This is a genomic window from Aeoliella sp., from assembly GCF_965227375.1.
Classification (GTDB): Bacteria; Planctomycetota; Planctomycetia; order Pirellulales; family Lacipirellulaceae; genus Aeoliella.
In genome coordinates, this window is the sequence record NZ_CBDDFX010000002.1 from 1,245,649 (window position 1) to 1,267,747 (window position 22,099).

A 22,099-nucleotide genomic window follows, 5' to 3' on the forward strand; every position below is an offset into this window, starting at 1 on the left:
GTGCAGACCCGACGGATTAGCGTTGATAGATCGGCAAGGCTGCGTTGTCGAGTTGCAAGATGATCAAGTTGAGGGAAGTGGTGTAGACCCGCCCAATGTAACCTTGGTCCCAGACGACACCTTTGCCGCTTTCCAGGGTGACGGGCTTCGCTTCGCGGAGCAGCTTGGCGTACGTGGTGGTGCGATAGTCCTGCCAGGTTTCGCCCGCTTCGCGGTACTGCACTTGCGAGTAGTAAAAGTGGGCATAGTGCCAGTGGCCGTAGTTGTTTTGTCGCCCGCCGCCCAAGTGTTGTTCGCAATACTGGAGCATGCGGGGCACGTAGTCGTCGTCGTACTCGCCCGCGTTGAACAGGCAAGCCACCGCGGCGGCGGTAATGGCCGGTCGGCCGCCCCCGCCTTTGCTGCTGTACTGCACGCCGCCGTCGCGGAGGGTGCAGTCTTTAATGTACTTGACTGCACGGTCGATGACCTCTTTAGGCACCGGAATTCCAGCATTTCGGCAGCTCCGCAGGCCTTGTACCTGGGTAATGGTGGTCGAACCCTCGTCAAAACCGTTGCCATCCTTCGCACTCACGTAGCCCCAGCCCCCCGCGTCGGTCTGGGCCTGGCCGGTGAAACGGACCGCCTTGGTGAGCACATTCACCAGTTCTTCGCGCCGCTGCGCGTCTTCTTCTTCGCCCAGCACCTGCGACAAAAACAGCATCGCGAAGCCGTGCCCATAGGTGTAGCGGTCGTCCCGCAAGGGATCGCCGATCAGTCCGTTGGGTCGGCTCTGGCTCACCAGGTAGTCGACCGCGCGGCTAATGTTATCGGCGTAGCGGCCCTCGGTGGTGGTGGAGCCTTCGCACAACATGGCGATCCCCGCCAGCGAGGTCATCGCCGCCGGGTAGCGGCCCTGGGCGGTCCAGTGGCCGAGTCGCTGCTGGCGCGACGCCAGCCAATCGAGGCCCTGAGTCACCACACGATCGACTTCGGGCTCGCTCTGAGCGGCCATCGCAGGTCCGGCCACTACCAACAGCGCAAACGCCACGGCCAGCGAATTCCGTCGGGCAACCATTCTGGCATCTCCGTATACGAGGACCGTACTTGCGCCTGGGGTTGTGGTACTGCCGACGGATGGAGCGTTTGACGCGTGTCAATCGTCGTCGTCGATGGGGGGTTCCGGGCTGAGTGATCCTCCAGACCACTTCCTTAGTATACCAAATAAACCACCACCGGGTCCTTTGGTTACGCCTTCGACGTCCGCCAGGGCCACGGGTTCCGGGGGTCTGGGGGCATCGGTGAAGCGTAAAGTGACCAAGGTGTGCCTCAAATCGATGCTCACCGTGGGCTCCGCGGCGTGATCGATGAGCATGGTCCAGGGGGCCGTATCGGGGTCGCGGAGTTCGTCTTCGCGGATCAAGCTGCGACCGGTCCTTTTGTCCAGCACCAGCAACCGCGTATTCCCGCCCTGGTTGCCGCCCTGCCGTGTTTCTTGCCGGCTGATGAATACCAGTGCCGGCGACGCAGTGGGTTGCATCCGCCACAATCCCTGCCCCCGTACGCTCGCCGGGCGACTCCAGCGAGGCTCGCCAGTCGCCGCGTCGAGTGCGTAGACGTGCCCTGTGATAATGGGAGCACTATCGAGCGCCTGATTTCCGGAGGTGTTGTGTTGGGCTGAACTGCGCGTGTTGGTGGCCACGAACAGTGTGTCGTCCGACGGCAACAGGTGAATCGTTTCCAGTTGGCGTTCGGCCTCGAGTTTCACTGCGAACTGTACCTTTCCGGTCGTGGCATCCACAGCTTCGAGTTCGCCAGTGGGTTCCATCACCACCACCAGATTATCGGAGACCACCGGCTGGGTGGCGGATCCACTATAGCTGCGCTCGGCGAGCACCGTTCCGTCCAGCACGTCCACCATGCGAACCAAGCGGCGGCCGGCGCGAAGCTGAGTGACCACAACGCTGCGGCCGTGCGTGAGGATGGTCTTGCCTTCGGGGTTCTGCCACTCTCCCTGTGTCGAGCCATCGATCATCGAGAGCACCACGCCGGTGGCCTCGCCGTCGGCCTTGAGGAACAGGAACTCCGAGTCGCCAAATGCTGCCCCGTCGGTCGGCATGTCGCGACGCTCCCACAACAGCTCGCCGTCGACGGTGCCGTAGCAACACAACTGATCTTCGTTGCGAAGCACCACTCCCCGCGGCGTGCCCGAACAAAACTCGCCGGTTGGTCCTTCGGAATCGCCCTTTGTGGGGACCGAGCGAATGACCGTGCGGCCGCCGATCTGCACTGCGCGGAGGGTGCGGCGGTTGCTGCGCGAACTCGCCGGGCTGCTCCACAGCAACGGTCCTTCTTCCAACTCGCCTTGGCGCAGGTCGACCACCGCTACCTGGTCGCCGGCGCCCAGCACGGCGAAGTGGCCAAACCGCACGCAGTTGAGTTCCGAGTTGGTGTTCGAATTCTGTAGCGCGACGAACTGCATTTGGATGCCGTGCGTCACCTCGCCGAACTGGTTCCAGGCGAACAGTTGGTTTTGGTTGCCGTACGACAACGCCAGGGTGACGGGTCCGTTGGTCGGCAGCCCGCACGAGCGCGGCTCCACCAGCAGGCGTCCGTAATTTCTGGAGCGAATGCTGCGATTGATGGTCCGGGTGGCCGTGCTGGGCACCCGACCTGTTTCGACCGCGGTTTCTACCTTCCCATCCGGCCAGGTGCTTCGCGATTGGTAGTGCTGCTCCAAGGCGTCGCTCGACTCCAACCCCGGCACCAAAGCGGCAACTTGGGCGTGTATTTCGCTCATCGAGACGTCCGGCGAGTCTTCAGCGGATTGCAATAGTAGCAATTCGGCTTCGGCGAAACGCTGAGCCACAACATACTCGTCGGCCAACTGCAGACTTGCCGCCCGGCCGGCGGGGATTCCGCCAAAGTACCGTACCAATCGCGCGAGGTCGCTGGTGGAGTGATCTGTCTGAGCCTCTTCCAGCCACCGGTCGACGTCGTCCGCGATGGTCTTTCGCAGCGGCTCGTCGGCCAAGTTCCAAATCTGGTTCAGCCGCGCGGCGAACCACCGTTCGGACTGCACGCGATGGCCATCGGCGCGATCGAGCATTGCTTCGGGGTCGATCAGATAGATCTCGCGAGCGTACTCGTACGCGACCTCTGGATCGGACGACGCCAGCGATCCCTCGACGTTGAATCGATACAGCTGAAGTCGCTGGCGGGTGTCGGTCGACAGCGATGCCAATAGGTCGCTGTGCTCTCGATACCGCGGGTAGTCTTTGCGGAGTCCGGTTACCAGCGCCATGGTAAGACGCATCTTTACCAAGGAGTCTTCGGAATCCATCTGGTAGGCTTCCAACAGCAATCGTATCGCTTCGTCGAGATCGCCGTCGCCCCAGGCGAGTTCGCCTTGAATACGCAACGTGTTTGCGTTCGACACGCCGTTCTGTTCATTCTGCGCCAGTTGCTCTCGCAAGAGAGTCATCTGGTCGAATCGGGTGAGCGAAGTCGCCGATTGGGAGACCAATGCACCGCGGTGATAGACCAGGTTGCCCACCGACTCGCCTTCGCGCAGCGCCAGCACGCGTTCGAACTTGCCGCTCGCCAGATTCACCACCCCCACCTGGTTGCCAGACAGTGGCAACATCAGGGCGTCTTCGGTCAGCACTCCCAGTCCGGCCACCGTCAGGTCGCTTGGCAAGTCGATGCGCGAGTCGCTGTTGGTTTTCCCGGTCTTCAGGTCGATCAGGCTGATATAGTCACCGGCCACCGCAATCGCGTGGTTGCGCGTGATGCCGGCAAGATAGTCGTAGTCGCCGCGCTCGATCGCCCAACGCTTCTCTCCCGTCTGCGTGTCCAGGCAGTACAACTGATTGCACTCGGGGGCGGTCACCAGCAGTGAGTCGCCGTTGGCGATCACACGATTGCGCTGCCAGCGAGTCGCCAGCGTTGGCTGGTAAGCGCCAAACTGCTGCTGCCAGCCCGACGTGGTTCGTGTTGCGAGGTCTTCGTCGACTTCAAAGCGAAAGGCCCATTCCAAAGATCGCTTGACCGGGTCCACCGCCACAACGCTGCCCGCGCCAGTGGGACAAAGCACCAGCCCGCCCGCGTACGACGGCGTCGCGCCGGCGAGTCGTCGGCCAATGTCGAACACGACACTTCGTTCGAGGTTCGCCAGCGGCTGCTTCCACAGCAGCCTGCCCGTCTCCGAATCGAGTTGCAGTAAGTGGATCGAGTTGGCGAACTCGGCCAGCACGCACAGCGTGTCGCCCACCGCGATCGGAGCCCCCAGGAAGAAGCAGCCCGAAAGCTCCTCGTTGCTCTCGCCATTGATCTCCCACAGGCGCTTGCCCTCGGTTCGCAGGTCGTACGCAGTGAGCGTATTGCCCGGCTCTTCGTAATCATTGCCGTTTCGACGCAATAGCTGCAGTCGGAACCGCATGTTGCTCCGCAGTTTGATGCTTTCGAGGTTGCGGATGGCGTACACACGGTCGCCATCGCTACTCAACGCGCCGTACACGGAGTCGACCCACAGCCGCTGCTCCAATGCCTCCAGGGCGACGCCTTGGTCTCCCTCGCCACCGATTGGCAAGTTGAAGGTGCCGGTGTCCTCGGCAACCGACTCGCCCCGCGTCTCCCACACGCGCCGCCCCGTGTTGAAGTCGACCGCCACCAGGTTGCTGGGCGTACGAACAATCACGTAGTTGCCCACTGCGATGGGACTGGCAACCAGGCCCCAACTCACTCCGCGGCGATGTTGCCACTTCAAGCGAGCCTCGAGTCGTTGGGCGACGTGGAATTCCTTCACGGTCCGCGCGTCCCAGGTTGGCCACACATGCGGCGCGCCGCCGGCCGTGTAGACCGGATTCCGCGCCGGATCGCGACCCTCTACCAGCCAGGCGTCGTCTTGAGATCGCTGCAGCGCCACGATGGCCTGCGAGAGTCTTGTGAGCCACTGCTTGAGGTTGCTGTTGCCGGTTAGCTGCGCCACTTCGGCGCGGAGGGTTGGCGATTGGAGATTGGTGAGCCGCGCCGAAGCCTCTTCGTACGACGCCTGGTTTCCGGAAGCCGCGTGACAGACCACCAGTCGCACCGCGAGCAACGCTTCGTATTTGGCCGCGGCCTTGGGCCACGTTTGTAGCTCTTCGTACAGCGAGGCCGCCAGCGCATAGCGACCAGCGTCCATCTCGGCCTGAGCGAGTAGCAGCATCGCTTCGCCGGCCGCTTCGGTCACCGGGTAGCGCTGCGCGACGTGCGCGATTTGGGCGAGCGAACCGAGCTGCCTTGCGGTGGACAGTTCGCGTTGCGCTCGGACACCTTGATCTAACTCTAACGCCGCCACACCGTCGGCGGGCAGGCTGGCTAGGAGTTGCTTGGCGGCCGATTTCAAGCTCGTGGCAACTTTGCTGGACTCTCTGCGGTGCGCGAGTTCGAACGTGTCTTCTTTCGCTTCGAGCACGCGATCCACCAACGGCAGCCCTTCGCTATACCGTCCCGACTCGAACAACTGCCGCGCCTGGTCCAAGTCCTGCGCCAGTCGCCGATCGGTTGGCAGATGGGCCGAGTAGTACAGCGAATGCAGGTCGCTCGCCTCCTCCGGCGCCTGCTCGGCACCGGGCGGCAATCCCGGTTGTGCGGAACAATTCGGTTGCCAGGCGGACAGACCCCATGTCACCAGCGCAGCGATAGCCCACCGAGTAATCAGCAAGCGGGCGGGAGCATGCAAGGTGAATAGCGGGATCAAGGGTGGCCGGCGATGCAAGCGGACTTTGCGATGTCCAGAAAGGTGGCTGCGGGCAATCATCCTTTACTCCCCGTCTCGCCTGAGGGTTGTGGAGGTAGGCAGTTGCCATCCCTCGGCTCCATCATACCGGCGGAGTAAGGATTCGGCGACTTCCTTGCTCGCCAAGTTGAACCCTGGTTACAACCTGGCGGACCGATCCTGCGCACGTTTGGGCCGTTTGACCCGGGGCCGAGCTTAGTAATCTCGCTATTTTTCCACAAGCGGTTTCCCCGCATGCCCGCTGAATTGCGGAAGCACCTAGTTCCCCAAACCAGGAAGGCCTACCTGCAGCTCCAGTTGGAGCTGGGGAGCGTGTTTTGCCGTGGAAGGGGCTCAGAGGAAATCCGGAATATTTTCCCCAAGTCGTTTGATCCCAGTGATTTGCAACCTAGATTCTGTAGCAGGCCTCCGCTCCCAGCGAGGTCAGCCATCCCCTCTGCGGGAGGGGTGAGTTTCAGGTTTCCCGGTGCATTGGCGCGTCGGAAACTGGCCGTCGTTCGTGCGATTTGACGAGGTGGGAACGAGGCGGAACGCTGCAAGACCCTTATTTTGTCGAGGTTTTTGGTCCATTCCGCACTTGTATTTTTCCCCCACCAGCGCTCTAATCAGCACGTTCGTTAACGGAGGACGATCCTACTCGACCCTTCCAGCCCTGTATTTCAGACTTTTTTCCGGAGGAACAAGACCCATGGCGAAAGCCGCTCCCAAGCCGCCAACAAAGACGGAAGTCTTCGCGAACATTGCCGAGAAGACCGATCTGACCAAGCGTCAAGTCGCTGCCGTGTTTGAGGCTCTTAGCGAAGAGATTGAAAAGTCCCTGGTTGGCCGTAGCGCCCCCAAGACTTTCACTCTCCACGGGCTGTGCAAGATTGTTGTGCAACACAAGCCTGCCAAGCCTGCTCGCAAGAATGTTCCCAACCCCTTCCGTCCAGGCGAGACCATGGACGTTGCCGCCAAGCCGGCGAAGAACGTCGTGAAGATTCGTCCGCTCAAGCGACTGAAGGACATGGTTGGTTAGTCGACCATCCTTTGGTGTAACTCAGCTACTGAGTGACCCAGCAAGGCGCGGTTATCAAAAGGGCCGGTTTGCCAGGTTTGGCATTCCGGCCCTTTTTGCTTTCCATACGCAAGCTACCAGCGCCAGCACCACCAGCGTTCCCGCGGCCGGTTCGGGGATCGCCGCTTCGCCGACCGCACTGCTTGCTACGACTTGTCCCAAGTTGCTTTTCCAAACCGTGTAGTCGCCCGAGTCGATGCGTTGGTTGCCGTTGCCGTCGGCCGCTAACTGCGAGGTGCTGCCCAGCGAGTTGCGCCATAGTGTGTAGTCTGCCAGGTTCACACGGCCGTCACCGTTGTAGTCGCCTAACTCCGTGGGATTCGGCGCGGTGTCGAGTATGGAGGAGTACGCTTCACGAAAGTTCATACTCCCTTCGCCCCGGTCGGTGATGGAGCCAAACTCGAACTTGTTCGGGTGAGTCGGGGCTTCGGGTACGCCGGTCCACGAGTGCACCAGTTGGTTGTCGAACAGGAACGAAACCGTCTGCGTGCCAGGCGCCATGCGCAACTCGTAGTCGTGATAGCCGGTTGCCGACGCTGGTAGGTTAAAGTCGGTGGTCGCATCGAGTCCGGTGCGGATCGAGGCTACCAGCGTGCTTCCGTTCTTATCGATGGCTACCTCGTAGTAGCGGCTTTCGAACGTAACCGCCAGGCCTTGGCTGGCCATGCCCTGCCCCATCTCCACCAACTGGGCCGTGGCTTGCAGGTTCCAACCGTTGGCGCGTGCTTGCTCGGTGTAGCTGGCAGGCAGGAAGAAGAAGTAGTGCGGCTCGATGCCCGTGATGCCCGGGTTGTGGATTTGCCACGCGGTCACTCCTCCGCCTGCTGAGCCGGTGACACTCGAAACGTATCCGTCGATCGGCTGAGGTGGTTCCAAGTACGAAGGGTCGTACCATCCCCACAGCGAAGGCGACCACGCCACGGACGAGTTGCCGGCGAAGTACTCCGCCAGCGGAATCGGCGCGGCTGCCACCGGCACGGAGGTCCAACCCGCCAGACACAACAAACAACAACCTGCCCACATCGTGGGCAGGTTGGTCGAACTTCTCTGGTTCATACTTCTCGCGGCCCTGCGATCCGTGGTTTCGGTTGATTACGGTGCTCGCCCGACACCGTACGGCGTCGGGAGGTTTGGGCCGCGAATGGTAGTTCATTGCGACGCAAGTGCATACATCGATCCGCCCAAGGCGGCAGCTTTCGCTTCGTACTTCAGACCCAGCACGAAACGATGGCAACCCATGTAGTGCTGGTATTGCTCAGCATCGAGCTCCAGATTCGAACGTACTTGCCGCAGGTTGCCGGCGAGTCGCTCGCAGGCCTCTTCGATCCGATCAGCAATATAACCGGTATCCGACGCGCCCGTCTCTGCTAGCTCGATAAAAAGCTTCTCCAATACATAAGTATCGGCCGCAAAGCTCTCGTGCTGCAGCGCGGCGGGCCAGGCGATCTCGCCGGTCGAGCGATTGAGCTGCATTGGCGACAGGCGATATTCGGCATGCCGCTCCGGCAGCTTGGCCACTTGCAGCTGGCTTGCCAGCAGTTGGTTTTCCATCTTCATCCGCCGCTGCTCCTGCCGCTCGGCCGCTACCAATTGCCGCCGCGCTTGGGCGGCCTCCATGTTGGTGACTCGCAACTGGATCTCCCGAGCGCGAGCTTCGGCCAGCAGGATGCGGGCCTGAGCGTGCGATATCTGCCCGTTGTAGTAGGCCTGCATCACCGAAGCGGTGCCGCGTAGCACCCCTTCCTGCAGCGTCGAAGCGTGGTGCTGGATGGCATTGGGCGGGCCGATCGGATAGCTGGCCGAAGTGTGCGTGGCCGCTGGTCCGTAGGGCGAGCTGTTGTAGTCGGCAATCTGTCCCCAAGCGGTCAGCCCGGGAAGCATGGCAACGGCCGTAAGCATGGCGAATGTGCGTGTCATCGTTTCGTTCCGCGTAATGGTTGGGGTGGGCATTCAGGCCGATTTGGCCGTCTCACCCTTCCAAGCGGAGCCACCCCAAGCATCGGGCAGCAATTTCTGGAAGATTCTCTTCGCTGCTTCGAAAAACGCTAGAAATCGTGGGGCAAATCGAATGACTCGCCCCGCAGATCGTCCCGCCATACGTCCAAGGCGTTGTGGATTCGCTCGCGGAACAAGGTCCGCTGGGCGGCGACCATCTTCCGCTGCGCGTAGATGAATGGCCAGAACAGCGGAATCACGGCAAACAACGCCTGAACACACCCAAACGCCTGCAGCGAGGCCTCCATTGCCTTGTATTCGGAGATGGCGTTGCGGATGTAAAGCGACTTCGCTTTACGCACTTCCTCCTCAGGAAGCCCGGAAAGGCCCGCCAAGAACAGCTGCATGCCCTCTGGAGAGAGCGAACTCGTCGGATCATGGTGGCGATTCATAAAAGTCACTTCGGTTGAGGGGCGACGTTATCGGCCCCGATCTGCTAACGTCCTTCACCCCGCCTGAAGGGGGTACTCAGCCAATCCGCAGAGTTTTGCCGCAGTTCTGCGACAAAACCCCTGCGACATAACTCCCTGCGACAAAACCCTAAGTCGTTGATTCCAAACGCCTTACGAAGCCCGTTTAGGTTTAGTCGCAGGCTTGCGTCGCTCCAAAATCACAACCCCTGCGACAAAACCCCAATAGTGGCCGTTTGCTCCGCAAACGAGCGCCAGCATCACCACCACGCCGCGACAAATCGATCCACCGCGACAAAACCCCGGGGAGCCGGAAGCGCCTGGAGCGTACTTCCACGCCCTACTCAATGACGAGAACGTAGAACACTCCGCACCCCGCATTTTCCCCTAACGAGTGTAAGATTCCAACCAGCACCAGCGAAGAAACGCACTAAAACCGATCGAGCGATAGGACCCCTAGATCGCACCCAAGGGTCCGTACAAGTCGCCGTGAACGTTCGACGAAGCTAGCACGCAGGATGCTCAGCATTCAGGAAAGTGGAAGATTGCGTCAAAAGTGATTGACAGAGAATCTTACAATCTTGACAATACCGCTCGACATAGCCACTCCTCTGGACTTTCACTCCGATGTTCAGTTCGCCACCTTTCGACTCTTGGCGTTTCTCCGCCTTGATGAGTTCTCTTAGCTTCGGCTAAGCGAGTCTCCTTATAGGTCATTCTTACTAAGCACTTGTCAAGGCTCGTGGTCTCCGGACACCCGCCATCTCGGTGCGCTGCGGTCTCTTCCCTGTGTGAACGGTGGTTGCACCGGCGGGGGGCTGGCGGTTCGAGCCTTCTCACTGCGTTGGGGCGTGCTGTATTGCCAACAACAGAAATGCGAACTAGCAATGTCAAAACCAAACATCCCTCTGATCCACAGCTTGGTGTTCGTCGTTTCTGCGTCGATAACGCTGATGTCGAATTCGGCATCCGCCGAACTCATCAGCTACTACTTTCGCCTCCACAACGCAGACGTACTGGGATTCGCTACGTACGAAATCCCTCCTGCTGGTAGTCAGGTTCTTGTGACCACCAACACCTATCGCACCGTTGCCTACCCACTAGATGCGTTCTCCTTTGTTTGGAATGGCGTGCAGTACATCTCCGGAGAATCCAGCGAGCTTCCTTACATTGCAGTCCGCGATGGTTTTGCCTCCGTGTCGTTCAGTTGGGATGACGTTCGCATGGACGCAATCACGAAGTCCGGGGCAGGAGTAGAGATAGACGCTGCGCTCGTATTCGAAGGCATTGATGGTCAGAACACGACACTGACAAGCAATGCACTGCCCGCCGACTTGACCACTTGGCCACACCTGGGCGGACCTCTCTTTCGAGCGTACCTGGGCAACACCCGCGTCTTGTTCGATCTCAACGCTGAATTTGGATTCCTAACGGACCTGTCCAGCGACATAGCCGACGACGACTTTGTGTGGGTCGGAGGCAGCGGGCAGTTCGACAACGCTGGTGCATGGTCAAAGGGCAAAGTGCCAAGCGTGTTTGATAGAGCAATGTTCTCACTCGCACAGGGAGGCGGAGCAGCCGAACAAATCACCCTGACCAGGCAGGCTGTGGTGAGAGAGATTGGTTTCTTAGGCGATCGCGAGCTTCGCTTCGATCTTGGTGGCCACAGTCTCTCCGTGGGTTCAGAAATCGTGCTTGGCGACAGCCAGGGGGAGCATCAAAGTATGGCCTTTGAAGACGGTACAGTGAGTGCATTTCGGTTCATCGTGGGGCGAAGAGGCTCTGCAGAACTGTTTGTAGGAGAAGGCGCGACACTCAGAGACCCACTGGTCATTGCCGAGCGACAAGGCTCCAAAGGCGAAGTGACCCTTTCCGGCAGTACCGCAAGGTGGGAGGTGGAGTACCACCTGAAGCCCGTAGTTGTCGGCGGGGAGGGTATGGGTAGGCTATCCATACTCGATGGATCCGAGTTTAGCATGCGGTTTGGTTTGGACCCCGATACAATCATCGCCGAAAGCCCGGGGTCCGTTGGCGACGTGCTTGTGGACGGACTTGATTCTCGATTGACGGTCGACGGCGACTTGGAGGTCGGCGCCGCAGGGCGTGGTACGCTGAAAGTAAGCAACGGTGCAAGAGTTGGTGGAGCGTCGTTTGACATCTCTCCGGTATCGCTTCTTGCCATAGGCGGAACCAAGTTTGCCTCGGAAATGGCGGAGGGGAAGGTCGAGGTAGAGGGGGGTGGCTCGACCATCATCGCCGGTGAACTTGTTGTAGGCGACCATGGGAGGGCATCCCTGTCCATTACCGATGGCGGCTTCGTAGAAGCACGGTCCCTAACCATGGCTCGTTGGCCCTCGGCCGACGGTACTATCCTCGTCAGCGGCCCCGGCTCGAAACTGCACGTCGACTCGCTCTTTCCAGTCAGTATTGGCGCAGCGGGGCACGCCAGTTTGTCCGTGCAGAATGGTGCAGAGGTCGTGACCCGTGGCGCTGCTAGAGTTGCTCGTACTTTTGGCGAAGGCGAACCAACGACGGTCACAGTGGACAACGCCTCGTGGGTATCAGGTGCGCCGACGCTCTCTGGATTCCACGGGGAAATCGCGTTGCGGGAGAATTCGTTGCTGATCGTGCAAAACGCTGGCGACGTAACGACTGGGAGGCTCAGCGCCGATCTCAACGCCCATATCCGGCTGGACGATGGTCACCTTCAAGTCGAGACGCTCGAACTAGGCGAGTTTGGGACGCTCTCGGGCAACGGGACCATTCGTGGCGACACCGTGGTCGACGGAGTCATTTCTCCCGGCAATTCGCCTGGCAAGCTGTCGTTTGAGGGAGATTTCATGCAATTAGCTACAAGCATACTGCGAATCGAGTTGGGACGTGGTGTCGCGGGTGTCGATTACGACCTCATTGAGGTTGCCGGGATTGCGACACTTGGTGGCACGCTCGAAATCGTCGTATTGCCCGGCTTCGAGCCTCAGTTGGTGGACCGTTTCGACTTCTTCGCTGCCTCCGAAGTGCACGGCGTGTTCGATCAGGTCAGATTCAGAGGTGGTTCTGCTCTGCTTACCTATGGCGACACCGGTATCATGCTGTCGAACGTTGTCTACACCGGTGTTCCAGAACCTCGTTCCATCGTGCTTCTTTTGGGCCTTTTGCTCGCGGGCTGGAAGTGCAGGAGTCGTGTGGCATAGCCAGAAGTTGGCACTCTTGCTTGTTTTCACAAGCAGTCGGTAGATTTGGCCAAGGTTCCACGTCCCACAGCGAAGGAATCAATCGTGGTCCGCTGGTTGAACGCGGAGGCATCTCGCGACGCAAATCTAGCGTGCAAGCGGAAACGTCGCGAGGTCTTGCGGGGCTAATCATATGTCGGACAGGGAACATCGCGCGGCTAAACAGTCCAAGAACGCTCGCTATCCAGCGAACTTAGCGGTAAGGTGTACTTCCAGCACCCTCACCGCACGCACGTTCCGCCCCGCAGAGCAATGAGCTTATCCAATGAAATTCAACGACTCGACGAGCTACGCCGTAGCGGCGCGCTCTCGCACGAGGAGTTCGAACTCGCCAAGCAGCGCGTGTTGCATGGCGATACCGACTACCAATCGTCGTCGCACTTGGAAGAGATCCAGATGCAAAACGCCGTGACCCAACTCGATCGCGAGTGGGAGTTGGAGCGCGAAAACTACATGGTTGCCAACAAGTACGGAGTGCGGCGCATGCCTACCAAGGCGGGGAGCGCCTTCGGCGGACTGATGCTGGCAGGCTTCGGCGTGTTCTGGACCATCATGGCTGCCGGCATCGCCGGCGGCGCGCCGGGCGGCATTGGGTTCGTCTTTCCGTTGTTTGGTGTGCTGTTCATCGTCTTCGGAGTCGGCGCCAGCATTCATGCATTCAGCAAGGCCGACGCTTACAACAAAGCGCAGCGCCGTTACCGCCGCCGACGCCAAGACCTGCTAGGCAACGTTTCGGATTGGTCGCAAGATGGCCCACGCGACGAGCCCTTTGACGAACCTTACGACGAGTGGCAGCGTTAGCAAACAAGGAGAACATCGAATGGACGCCCCCGAATTCTCCGCGGCCCAGGTTGTCAAATACGATCTGCAGATCGCCATCGACTCGGCTTGCGATCGGGTCTGGACCGCGCTGGTCGAGCAGACTAACGACTGGTGGCCGGCCGATTCGCGTGTGCTGGGCGAGTCGTCCGTCGTAACGCTCACCGCCCAGGCGGGAGGTGGATTGATTGAGCAAGTCGATGGCGCCGACAGCCTGCTGTGGGGCACCGTGCAGATGTGCCAGCCCAAGCAGCATACCCTGTACCTCATTCTGCATACAGCGCACGACTGGGGCGGTCCGATGGTGAGCACCATGAAGATCGCCGTAGAAGCGAGTGGCGACGATCGCTGCCTGCTGAAAGTGACGGATGCGATCGTCGGGCGTGTCTCCGAGATAGGTGTCCAGCAATTGCAGCAGGGCTGGACGGACATATTCGCCGGCGGATTAAAGAAGTTCGTCGAGACCAACGCGAGTTGATGCTGCGAAGTCATCGCGAGTCGTTACTCGCTCTCTCCGCCATTTTCTATCTGGCGGATCTCGATGTTGCGAAACCACACTTTGTTGCCGTGATCTTGGATCATGATCCGGCCTTTGGGGTTCTGGAAGATGTCTTCGATGGGGCCGAACTTCGTCTTCTCGATCCGCTTCAACCAATCGTCGGTGTCGGTCTCCACGTCGAGCACTTTCTCGCCGTTCAGCCAGTGCTCTAAGTGCGTGCCGACGGCCACAATGCGAGCGGTATTGAACTCGCCGGCCGGTTTTACTTTCTTGTCCTTCGCTGGCGCCTGGAGCAAGTAGATGGATGCCGCGCTGGTGTCGTCGGACGTTTCGCGAGCGTCGTCCCAGATCTGGTACTCGTACCCCAGCCACCCGGGCCGACCGTACACACCTTTGTCATAGTGCGCCATGCGATACTTGATGCCGCTGTTGCCGCGGCGTGCGATCTTCCACTCGAAGCGGAGTTCAAAATCGCCGTACTCCTTCTCGGTGTAGATGCTGCCCCCTCTAGCGTTGCGAACCAGCATGCCGTCTACGACCTGCCAACCTTTGGTCACAGGTTTGCCATCGGCCGTGGTCCAGCCTTTGAGCGACTCGCCGTCGAACAGCGATTCAAACTCGCTGGTGGTGGCGGATTCCGCGCCCCACGTCGAGGATGCAAAGCATAGCGAGGCAAGGATCGCGAGCCGTACAGCGCGCGGGTAGCTATAAGTCGAGAGCATGGTATACCCGTGGCGGTTAGATAGGTGGGAGCGCCAAAGCTCGTCACTCAGAGGTAACTTCGCCGGCGTGTTGCTTCTCAGCATACATGCGCCGATCCGCCGCGTTAATAAGGTCGGCCATAGAAGCCCAACCTTCGCTCGACAGCGCCGCCCCGATGCTGGCGGAAACCTGGAGTTGGTCCCCTTCGTGCTGAATCACCTCGGCGGCCGCCCGGCGGAGGCGTTGGAGCACCGGCTGCAGCTCGTCGCGATGCTCAATGCCGTTGACCAGCACCACGAACTCGTCCCCCCCATAACGGGCGATCAGGTCGCGTTCGCGAATCGCCCCAGCCAGCCTAGCAGCCACCTCGGCCAGCACCCGGTCGCCAGCGGGGTGCCCCCACTGGTCGTTTACCTGTTTGAAGCCATCGAGGTCCAGAAATAATAGGGCGAAAGGCGAAGCCGAACTCGGCGACTGCGAGAATTGCCGCAGGCGGGCCTGGATGGCCCCCCGGCCGGGGAGTCCGGTGAGCGGATCCCGCTGATGGCTCTCGTCCTGCATGCCTGGAAGCGAAACCATGGGTCGCGGTGCCATGGCCAGCACGGCCACCAGCCGCTGCCCTTCCGCTTCGTAGGGGTGAAGCACCAAGGGGGTCTCGAACACGTCCTCGTCGCCCTTTCCCCATCGCAGCGAATGGCGGACTGGAACGTTCGAGAGCCCTTTGACGATCTCCTTAAGCTGTTGATGCAAAAGGACTTGCGAGTCGTCTCTCAGCAGCGACGCCAGTTGTTGTAGCGACTCGACCAGGTTCCCCCAAGCGGCGTTCTGCCACACGCATTCGCCCGAATCGTGCGCGAACACCGCGCATGCGTCGCTCACGTCGTCTAGCAACGCGAGGGCGGTTTCACCGGGCAAGGAGGGCAACATTGAAGACGGGGTGGTTTAAAGTTGTGGGGTAATTCGCTTGAATTTGAGGAGTGGGGTGAATATGCGGAATATTCCAACTGGATAATCGACAGGCCCGCCGATAGACAGCTTGCCACGGATTCAGTCGCAATCACTCAAAAATATTTCCCAGCCGACGCCAGTCCAATCTTCGCGCTTCTCCTACAGTTTACCGCAGGATTCCATTCAGAGTGCGGTCGGCTGAGGACTTTGCCACTAACCGAACTTGGTGAGACGAGGTGTTTTCCGTTTCTGAGCCAAAGAACCAGCATCCTAGATGCCGTCGCTCGTCGAGTGACACAGCCGAATCCACACTTACCAACTCGTTGCGCCCCGTGGAAGAATTTCAGCATGCCGCGATGTGCGAGCGGTCGATCGGAATGGATCGATTCTGTCGGTGCTGTGCGTTGAGCCGCTCCCGACGCAACCTCGCCCACGGAGCGCGAACATTACACGCTACATCTACCTGTAGTGCGCTCTAGGAAGCTTCCACCGGCTCGCGTTGCTCTGGATTGCCGGTGCAGGTGGGCGAGGGATTGCTGCACAGCTCGCAGGCGGTCTTTCCGTCGCTGCCCTGCAGGTTGGAGATGCCGCCGCAGGTGCCTTTGATACGGCGGTTGCTCACAATCACCCCGATCGCCATGCCGGTGATCGCGAGCACGAAGACGACGATAGTGATTACCAAATACGTGAGCATGTTGCCTTTCTCTGGTTCTTGGGCGGTGGTGGTGGGTGACTTGGGAGCGGCTTGGGGTTCGAACGACGTGTCGAGCTTCTTCCAAGCGGGAGTCACTTGCTCGCGGAATCCCTGCTCGGTTCGCTCGACAAAAATGGCCGCGATGTTGTGGTCGGTAGCCCAGGCGTAGCCCTTCTCGGGGCCCATCACGGACAGCGCGGTGGCCAAGGCGTCGGCTTCCATGCACGTGGGGCAGCGAACCGACACCGTGGCCAGATTGTGCGTCACCGGGCGGCTGGTCGCGGGGTCGATGGTGTGCGAATACCGCTGCCCTTTGGTCTTGAAGTAGTTCCGATAGTCGCCCGACGTGGCGATGGCGTCGCCATTGGTGATCTCGACGACGTGGCTGATCATGCGGGCGTTGGAGTTGGGTCGTTCGATGCCGATCCGCCACGGATCGCCCGACGTCTTGACTCCAAGCGTACGAATCTCGCCCCCAATTTCGACCATGACGTAGTTCGATTGGGCTGCATCGTACAGCATCTCAGCCACCGCGTCCGCGGCGTAGCCCTTGGCGATGGCTGAGAGGTCGAGATACACGTCTGCCTGCGACTTGCGCAGGGCCGGCGGATCGAGCCTCGCCTCCACCTTCGCGTATCCCATCCTCGCTTTGGCGGCTGCAATATCGTCCTCGGACGGAGGTTCTTTGCGACGACCATCCGGACCAAATCCCCACAGGTTCACCAGAGGGCCAACGGTGGGATCAAACTGCCCATCGGTTCGCTTCGCCGTATCGAGCGCCGAGGCTACGACCTTCGCCGTTTCTTCGCTCACGGTGAACCAGTCGGTAGACTCCGAACTGTTGAAACGTGAGAGCTCCGACTCTGGATCGTACGTCGACATCCGCTTGTTGATTTCGACCAGCCGCTCGTCGATGAAGCCCTGCACCATGCCTTCTGACACATCGTGAGCGTTGTAATCGACGGTCGCGTGCCAGGTCGTACCCATGGTGCGACCAGAGAGCTTCGCTTCGCCTACCGCATAGTCCGCATGCGACGTACCAGCGAAGGTGAGTACTGCCACGGCGCAGAGGCTGCCGATACGCAGCAGTGTCAGCAAGCGCAAGTTTGCAGCAAGACTCGGCATGACATTGGTCATTGGGAATTTGGCATTGGTTATTTACCAATGCTATCCGCCGAAGTCGTCGAAGGCGATGTTTTCCTTTTCGACGCCCAGATCGTCCAGCATTTTGAACACGGCCGCGTTCATCATGGGAGGGCCACAAATGTAGTACTCGATGTCTTCGGGGGCCGGGTGCGTGCTCAGATAGTTGTCCAACAGCACCTGGTGAATGAAGCCAGTGTAGCCGTCCCAGTTGTCCTCGGGCAGCGGTTCGCTCAACGCGATATTGAACTTGAAGTTGGGGAAGTTCTTCTCGATCTCGCGGAAGTGATCGACATAGAACAACTCGCGGCTGCTACGGCCACCGTACCAGTAGGAGACTTTGCGGTTGGTCTTGCGTTCCTTGAACAATTCGAAGATGTGACTTCGCAGCGGAGCCATGCCGGCACCGCCGCCGATGTAGACCATCTCGGCGTCGGTGTCCTTGATGAAGAACTCGCCGTAAGGGCCGCTGATCGTGACCTTGTCGCCGGGTTTCTTGGAGAAGATGTACGACGACATCTTTCCGGGCGGCACGTTCGGCAACCGCGGCGGTGGGCTGGCGACGCGGACGTTGAGCATGATGATGCCCTTCTCGCCTGGGTAGTTGGCCATCGAGTAGGCTCGCACCACTTCCTCGTCGACCTTCGAGACGTACTGCCAGACGTTGTACTTGTCCCAGTCTTCGCGGAACCGCTCTTCGATGTCGAAGTCCTTGTAATTCACCTCGTGCGGCGGGCACTCGATCTGGATATAACCGCCCGGCTTGAAGTTCACCTGCTCGCCCTCGGGCAGTTTGAGCTTGAACTCCTTGATGAAGGTTGCCACGTTGTGGTTCGAGATGACCTCGCACTCCCACTTCTTGGTGTCGAACGCCTCGGGCGGGACCTCGACTTTCATGTCCTGCTTCACGGCCACCTGGCACGATAGTCGGCAGCCTTCGCGGGCTTCTTTCTTGGTGATGTGCGTCGCCTCGGTGGGCAGGATCTCGCCGCCCCCTTCGAGCACCTTCACTTCGCACTGGGCACAGGTGCCACCGCCACCGCAGGCGCTGGAGACAAAGATGCCTTCGTTAGCGAGCGCGCCCAACAGCTTGCCACCGGCCGGAACCTGGATGGTTTTCTGCTCGTTGATCACAATCTCCACGTTGCCCGAGGCCACCAGCTGGCTTTTGGCGAAGAGAATCAGCAGCACCAATACCAGCACCACACCGGTGAACATGGCGACGCCGTAAACGATGGTCATAGGATCCATGGCGGATACCTCTTTGTAGAACGGAATTTATTCCGTTGGTGTTGGTTAAGTCTTCTCGTCTCGCAGCGGAATTGCTTCCGCTTTACGGCAGGCTATTCTGGCAGGTCGATGCCACCGAAGGCCATGAAGGCCAGTGCCATCAGCCCAACGGTAATGAACGTGATGCCAAGGCCCCGCAGGCCGTGCGGTACATCACTGTATTTTAGCTTCTCGCGAATGCCGGCCAATGCAACAATGGCCAAAGCCCAGCCAAGGCCGGCTCCGAAGCCATACGCAAGACTCTCGGTGAAGTTGTAACTTCGTTCGACCATGAACAGCGAACCGCCCAAGATGGCGCAGTTCACGGTAATCAGCGGCAGGAAAATTCCCAGCGTGTTGTAAAGCGCCGGGAAGAAGCGGTCGAGCGTCATTTCCAGGATCTGAACCATCGCGGCAATCGTGCCGATGTAGCAGATGAGCCCTAGAAACTCGAGATTGATGTCGGACAGGTTCTCTCCGAACCACCTGCCGAGCGCACCCTTCTTCAAGAGTTGCGTGTAGATCAGGTTGTTCATCGGCACGGTGATCCCGAGGATCACAACTACTGCGATGCCTAATCCAAAAGCGTTCTTTACGCTCTTCGACACCGCCAAAAACGTGCACATGCCGAGGAAGAACGCCAAGGCCAAGTTCTCAATGAACATGGCGTTCAGGATGATGTTGACGTAATGCATCGAATTGTCCTGGTTCGAATTAACCCTGTGTGGGGAATGCAGTCTATAGCGTCGGATCGCTGTTGGTCTGTCCCGGTTTGAATGCCCTGAGCACCCAGATGAAGATGCCAATTAGGAAGAACGCACTGGGCGAGAGCAGCATCAGGCCGTTGGGGGTGTACCAACCTTCCGCTTGGCCCGATTCGGTCAACTCGAAGATGGGCAACACCTCGACGCCCCACAATTTGCCCGAGCCGAACAGTTCGCGGATGAATCCGATGACAATCAGGATGATGCTATAGCCCAGCCCGTTGCCGATACCGTCGAGGAACGACATCCAGGGATTTTCCTTCATGGCGTAGCCTTCGGCGCGGCCCATCACGATGCAGTTGGTGATGATCAGACCGACGAACACGCTCATCGTCTTACTGATCTCGAAGGCAAACGCCTTGAGCACCTGGTCGACGATGATCACCAGCGAGGCGATGATCGTCATCTGCACGATGATGCGAATGCTGCCGGGGATGAACTTGCGAATCGCGCTAACCGAAGCGCTCGCCAAGCCTGTCACCAACGTGACCGCAATGGACATGGTGACGGCCGTTTCCAACTTGGTGGTCACCGCCAGGGCACTACAGATGCCGAGCACCTGCAGCGCAATGGGGTTGTTGTTGAAAACCGGATTGAACAAAACGTCTTTGGGAGTTGGCTTCGCCATCGATTGGTTCCAAAGTCGGTTCGGTATGCGTAAGACGATACAGGTATGGATTTAGCTCTTGGACTGCTTCTCAAGGAACGGCATGAATCCGTCCGGGCCCAGCCAATACTGGACAAAGTCACTCACACCTTTGGTGGTGATCGTCGCGCCGGACAGGCCGTCGACGGTGTAAGCCTTGTCGTCGGGCGCGGCGGTGCCTTTGACCACGTTGATGATCACCTCGCCATCTTCGTCGTAGGCGAGTTTGCCATCCCATTTGGCTTGCCACTTGGCGTTTTCCACTTCACCGCCCAGGCCGGGCGTTTCACCGTGCTCGTAGAAGGTGATGCCGCGGATGGTCTCGCCATCGGCGTCGACGGCCAAAAAGCCATACAGAGTCGACCACAGACCTTTGCCGTAGACGGGCAGCACGTACTTCTCGATCTTATTGCTATCGCCCTTGGCCATGACCTCGTAGACGAATTGCATTTTGGGGCGGCGATCGAGTCCCGGCGTGGGGCCCTCGTCCTCGGGAATCGGCTCGCTATCGTCCGGGTTGTCGGCTGCTTCCTTGGGGTCGTAATTGTCGTAGTCGACCTTGTCCTCCGGCACGATGGAGCCATCATCCAGGTTCACCAGGACACGCTTGATCCGCTCGGAGTAGATCTCTTCGATCTGCTTGGCCGATGGAGCGATCACGGCGGTATCGGCTTCGGCTGCGCCTTCGTCCTCGAGTTCTTTGTCGCGGATCAGGCCGGCTGCTTTCAGGATGTTCTTCTTCTCGTAAAGCCGCTTGTTAGTTTCCTGATAGCCATGCAGGAACACTGCGGCGCCCGAGACGAGCACGGAGCACACCACACAGAGAACTAGCGCGACGATAACGGTTCCTAGAAACGAATCACGTCCCATAGCGGGCGAGCCTCCGTTTGATATTCGCTTGAATCACAAGGTAGTCGATGGTGGGGGCCATGACGTTGCCGAACAGAATGGCGAGCATGATGCCTTCGGGGAATGCCGGGTTGATCACGCGGATCAGCACGGTCATTGCACCGATCATGCCGCCGTACCACCATTTGCCGGTCTCTGTCATCGCGGCCGACACAGGGTCGGTGGCCATGAACACGGTGCCGAAGGCGAAGCCGCCGATCAAGAGTTGCCAACCCGGCGAGATGTAAGCTACCGGGTTGTCGCCGGCAAAGCCGTAGGTCAGGCTGCCCACGGCCAGCGCGCCGAGCACGCAGCCGAGCATAATTCGCCAGGAACCGATGCCGGTCGCGATCAGGATCGCCGCGCCGATCAGACAGGCCAGCGTCGAAGTCTCGCCCATCGAGCCCTGGATGAAACCGATAAACGGATCCCACCAGGTAAACGCGTGGCCCGTAATGCCCTCGGTGACGGCTGTCATTGCCTGTGCGGGGGAAGTCTCCGGATCGACGTTTACCATCTCGCCAAGCGTCGTGGCGCCGGTGAAGCCATCGACACCGGGTAGCTTCTGCACTGCCACCCACACGCCTTGGCCCAGTGGATTGGTCTCGCCCGACAGGTAGTTGGCGAACGCAAAGTACACGAACGCCCGGGCGGTGAGCGCGGGGTTCAGAAAGTTCTTTCCGGTGCCGCCGAACACTTCCTTGCCGATGAACACGCCGAACGCAATGCCGGCGGCCACCACCAACAGCGGTGTCGTGGGTGGAAGTGTAAGTGGGTAGAGCATGCCGGTGACGAGAAAGCCCTCGTTGATCTCGTGACCCCGCACCAGAGCGAAAATCAACTCGATCGTGCCGCCCACCGCCATGGTGACCGCATAGACGGGCAGGAACCACAATGCTCCGTACACGAAGCAGCCCAGCACGCTGGTGGGATCGTGGGCGAGGCCGAGCCATTCGGTGTAAACGACTTCGCGCCAGTCCTCGATGGCGCCGGCGGTGCCCTGGTCGATTTGCAGATTGGCCTGGTAGCCGGTGTTGTAGAGGGCCATCAGGATACAGGGCAGCAGAGCGACGATCACCGTGGACATCATCCGCTTCATGTCCAGGCTGTCGCGTACGTGCGGCCCGTTCTTGGTGACTTCACCCGGCGTGAACAAAAACGTATCGCCCGCTTCGTACAGCGGATACAGCCGCTCGAACTTGCCACCCTTGGTGAACAGCGGTTCTACTTTGTCCAGCAGGTTGCGTAGGAATTTCATAACTGCCAGTGGT

At 59.7% G+C, this 22,099-nt stretch carries 17 protein-coding genes; 4 read left to right on the forward strand and 13 right to left on the reverse strand.

Annotated elements, in window-relative coordinates; all coding sequences use genetic code 11:
• Window positions 1-16 precede the first annotated feature (16 nt).
• Together ACQK2L_RS18145 and ACQK2L_RS18150 are read right to left on the reverse strand one after the other, a co-directional pair.
• Window positions 17-1,057, reverse strand: coding sequence for a prenyltransferase/squalene oxidase repeat-containing protein (locus ACQK2L_RS18145; protein ID WP_425398451.1), 1,041 nt, complete (start codon window positions 1,055-1,057; stop codon window positions 17-19).
• Window positions 1,058-1,135: 78 nt separating this feature from the next.
• On the reverse strand, window positions 1,136-5,782 hold the full coding sequence (locus tag ACQK2L_RS18150) for a PQQ-binding-like beta-propeller repeat protein (RefSeq protein ID WP_425398452.1): 4,647 nt from the start codon (window positions 5,780-5,782) through the stop codon (window positions 1,136-1,138).
• A 667-nt stretch (window positions 5,783-6,449) separates the two neighbouring features.
• Here ACQK2L_RS18150 and ACQK2L_RS18155 point away from each other — a divergent pair.
• Window positions 6,450-6,779 carry an HU family DNA-binding protein gene (locus tag ACQK2L_RS18155; RefSeq protein ID WP_425398453.1) on the forward strand — a complete coding sequence of 110 codons (330 nt, stop codon included), beginning with the start codon at window positions 6,450-6,452 and terminating at the stop codon, window positions 6,777-6,779.
• A 54-nt stretch (window positions 6,780-6,833) separates the two neighbouring features.
• On the opposite strand, the gene ACQK2L_RS18160 is transcribed toward ACQK2L_RS18155, so the two are convergent.
• The 3 genes from ACQK2L_RS18160 to ACQK2L_RS18170 form a co-directional block, all read right to left on the reverse strand.
• On the reverse strand, window positions 6,834-7,874 hold the full coding sequence (locus ACQK2L_RS18160) for a dockerin type I domain-containing protein (protein WP_425398454.1): 1,041 nt from the start codon (window positions 7,872-7,874) through the stop codon (window positions 6,834-6,836).
• A 93-nt stretch (window positions 7,875-7,967) separates the two neighbouring features.
• Window positions 7,968-8,735 (reverse strand): hypothetical protein, encoded by a 768-nt coding sequence (locus tag ACQK2L_RS18165; RefSeq protein ID WP_425398455.1) that lies wholly within the window; start codon window positions 8,733-8,735, stop codon window positions 7,968-7,970.
• A 128-nt stretch (window positions 8,736-8,863) separates the two neighbouring features.
• Complete coding sequence (locus tag ACQK2L_RS18170) at window positions 8,864-9,205, reverse strand: hypothetical protein (protein ID WP_425398456.1); 342 nt, start codon at window positions 9,203-9,205, stop codon at window positions 8,864-8,866.
• Between the two features lie 905 nt (window positions 9,206-10,110).
• Here ACQK2L_RS18170 and ACQK2L_RS18175 point away from each other — a divergent pair.
• The 3 genes from ACQK2L_RS18175 (at window position 10,111) to ACQK2L_RS18185 (ending at window position 13,753) form a co-directional block, all read left to right on the forward strand.
• Entirely contained in the window at window positions 10,111-12,417 is a 2,307-nt protein-coding gene (locus ACQK2L_RS18175) for a hypothetical protein (RefSeq protein ID WP_425398457.1), read from the forward strand.
• 291 nt (window positions 12,418-12,708) lie between these two features.
• Window positions 12,709-13,257, forward strand: coding sequence for a hypothetical protein (locus ACQK2L_RS18180; RefSeq protein ID WP_425398458.1), 549 nt, complete (start codon window positions 12,709-12,711; stop codon window positions 13,255-13,257).
• Between the two features lie 19 nt (window positions 13,258-13,276).
• Window positions 13,277-13,753, forward strand: coding sequence for a hypothetical protein (locus tag ACQK2L_RS18185; RefSeq protein ID WP_425398459.1), 477 nt, complete (start codon window positions 13,277-13,279; stop codon window positions 13,751-13,753).
• Between the two features lie 23 nt (window positions 13,754-13,776).
• On the opposite strand, the gene ACQK2L_RS18190 is transcribed toward ACQK2L_RS18185, so the two are convergent.
• The 8 genes from ACQK2L_RS18190 to ACQK2L_RS18225 all read right to left on the reverse strand — a co-directional run bounded on the left by ACQK2L_RS18190 (window position 13,777) and on the right by ACQK2L_RS18225 (window position 22,086).
• Window positions 13,777-14,496, reverse strand: a complete 720-nt coding sequence (locus ACQK2L_RS18190) for a 3-keto-disaccharide hydrolase (RefSeq protein WP_425398460.1) — start codon at window positions 14,494-14,496, stop codon at window positions 13,777-13,779.
• Between the two features lie 43 nt (window positions 14,497-14,539).
• Window positions 14,540-15,403, reverse strand: a complete 864-nt coding sequence (locus ACQK2L_RS18195; protein ID WP_425398461.1) for a GGDEF domain-containing protein — start codon at window positions 15,401-15,403, stop codon at window positions 14,540-14,542.
• Between the two features lie 496 nt (window positions 15,404-15,899).
• Complete coding sequence (locus ACQK2L_RS18200; RefSeq protein ID WP_425398462.1) at window positions 15,900-17,255, reverse strand: FAD:protein FMN transferase; 1,356 nt, start codon at window positions 17,253-17,255, stop codon at window positions 15,900-15,902.
• 30 nt (window positions 17,256-17,285) lie between these two features.
• Window positions 17,286-18,512, reverse strand: coding sequence for an NADH:ubiquinone reductase (Na(+)-transporting) subunit F (gene nqrF, locus ACQK2L_RS18205; protein WP_425398463.1), 1,227 nt, complete (start codon window positions 18,510-18,512; stop codon window positions 17,286-17,288).
• A gap of 92 nt (window positions 18,513-18,604) precedes the next feature.
• Entirely contained in the window at window positions 18,605-19,225 is a 621-nt protein-coding gene (gene nqrE / locus ACQK2L_RS18210; RefSeq protein ID WP_425398464.1) for an NADH:ubiquinone reductase (Na(+)-transporting) subunit E, read from the reverse strand.
• Between the two features lie 43 nt (window positions 19,226-19,268).
• A complete protein-coding gene (locus tag ACQK2L_RS18215) occupies window positions 19,269-19,922 on the reverse strand; it encodes an NADH:ubiquinone reductase (Na(+)-transporting) subunit D (RefSeq protein ID WP_425398465.1) in 654 nt (217 codons plus the stop codon).
• 51 nt (window positions 19,923-19,973) lie between these two features.
• Window positions 19,974-20,810, reverse strand: coding sequence for a Na(+)-translocating NADH-quinone reductase subunit C (locus ACQK2L_RS18220; RefSeq protein WP_425398466.1), 837 nt, complete (start codon window positions 20,808-20,810; stop codon window positions 19,974-19,976).
• Window positions 20,800-22,086: an NADH:ubiquinone reductase (Na(+)-transporting) subunit B gene (locus tag ACQK2L_RS18225; RefSeq protein ID WP_425398467.1), complete on the reverse strand. Its 1,287-nt coding sequence runs from the start codon at window positions 22,084-22,086 to the stop codon at window positions 20,800-20,802. The genes ACQK2L_RS18220 and ACQK2L_RS18225 overlap by 11 nt, the downstream gene beginning before the upstream one ends.
• Between the last annotated feature and the right edge of the window lie 13 nt (window positions 22,087-22,099).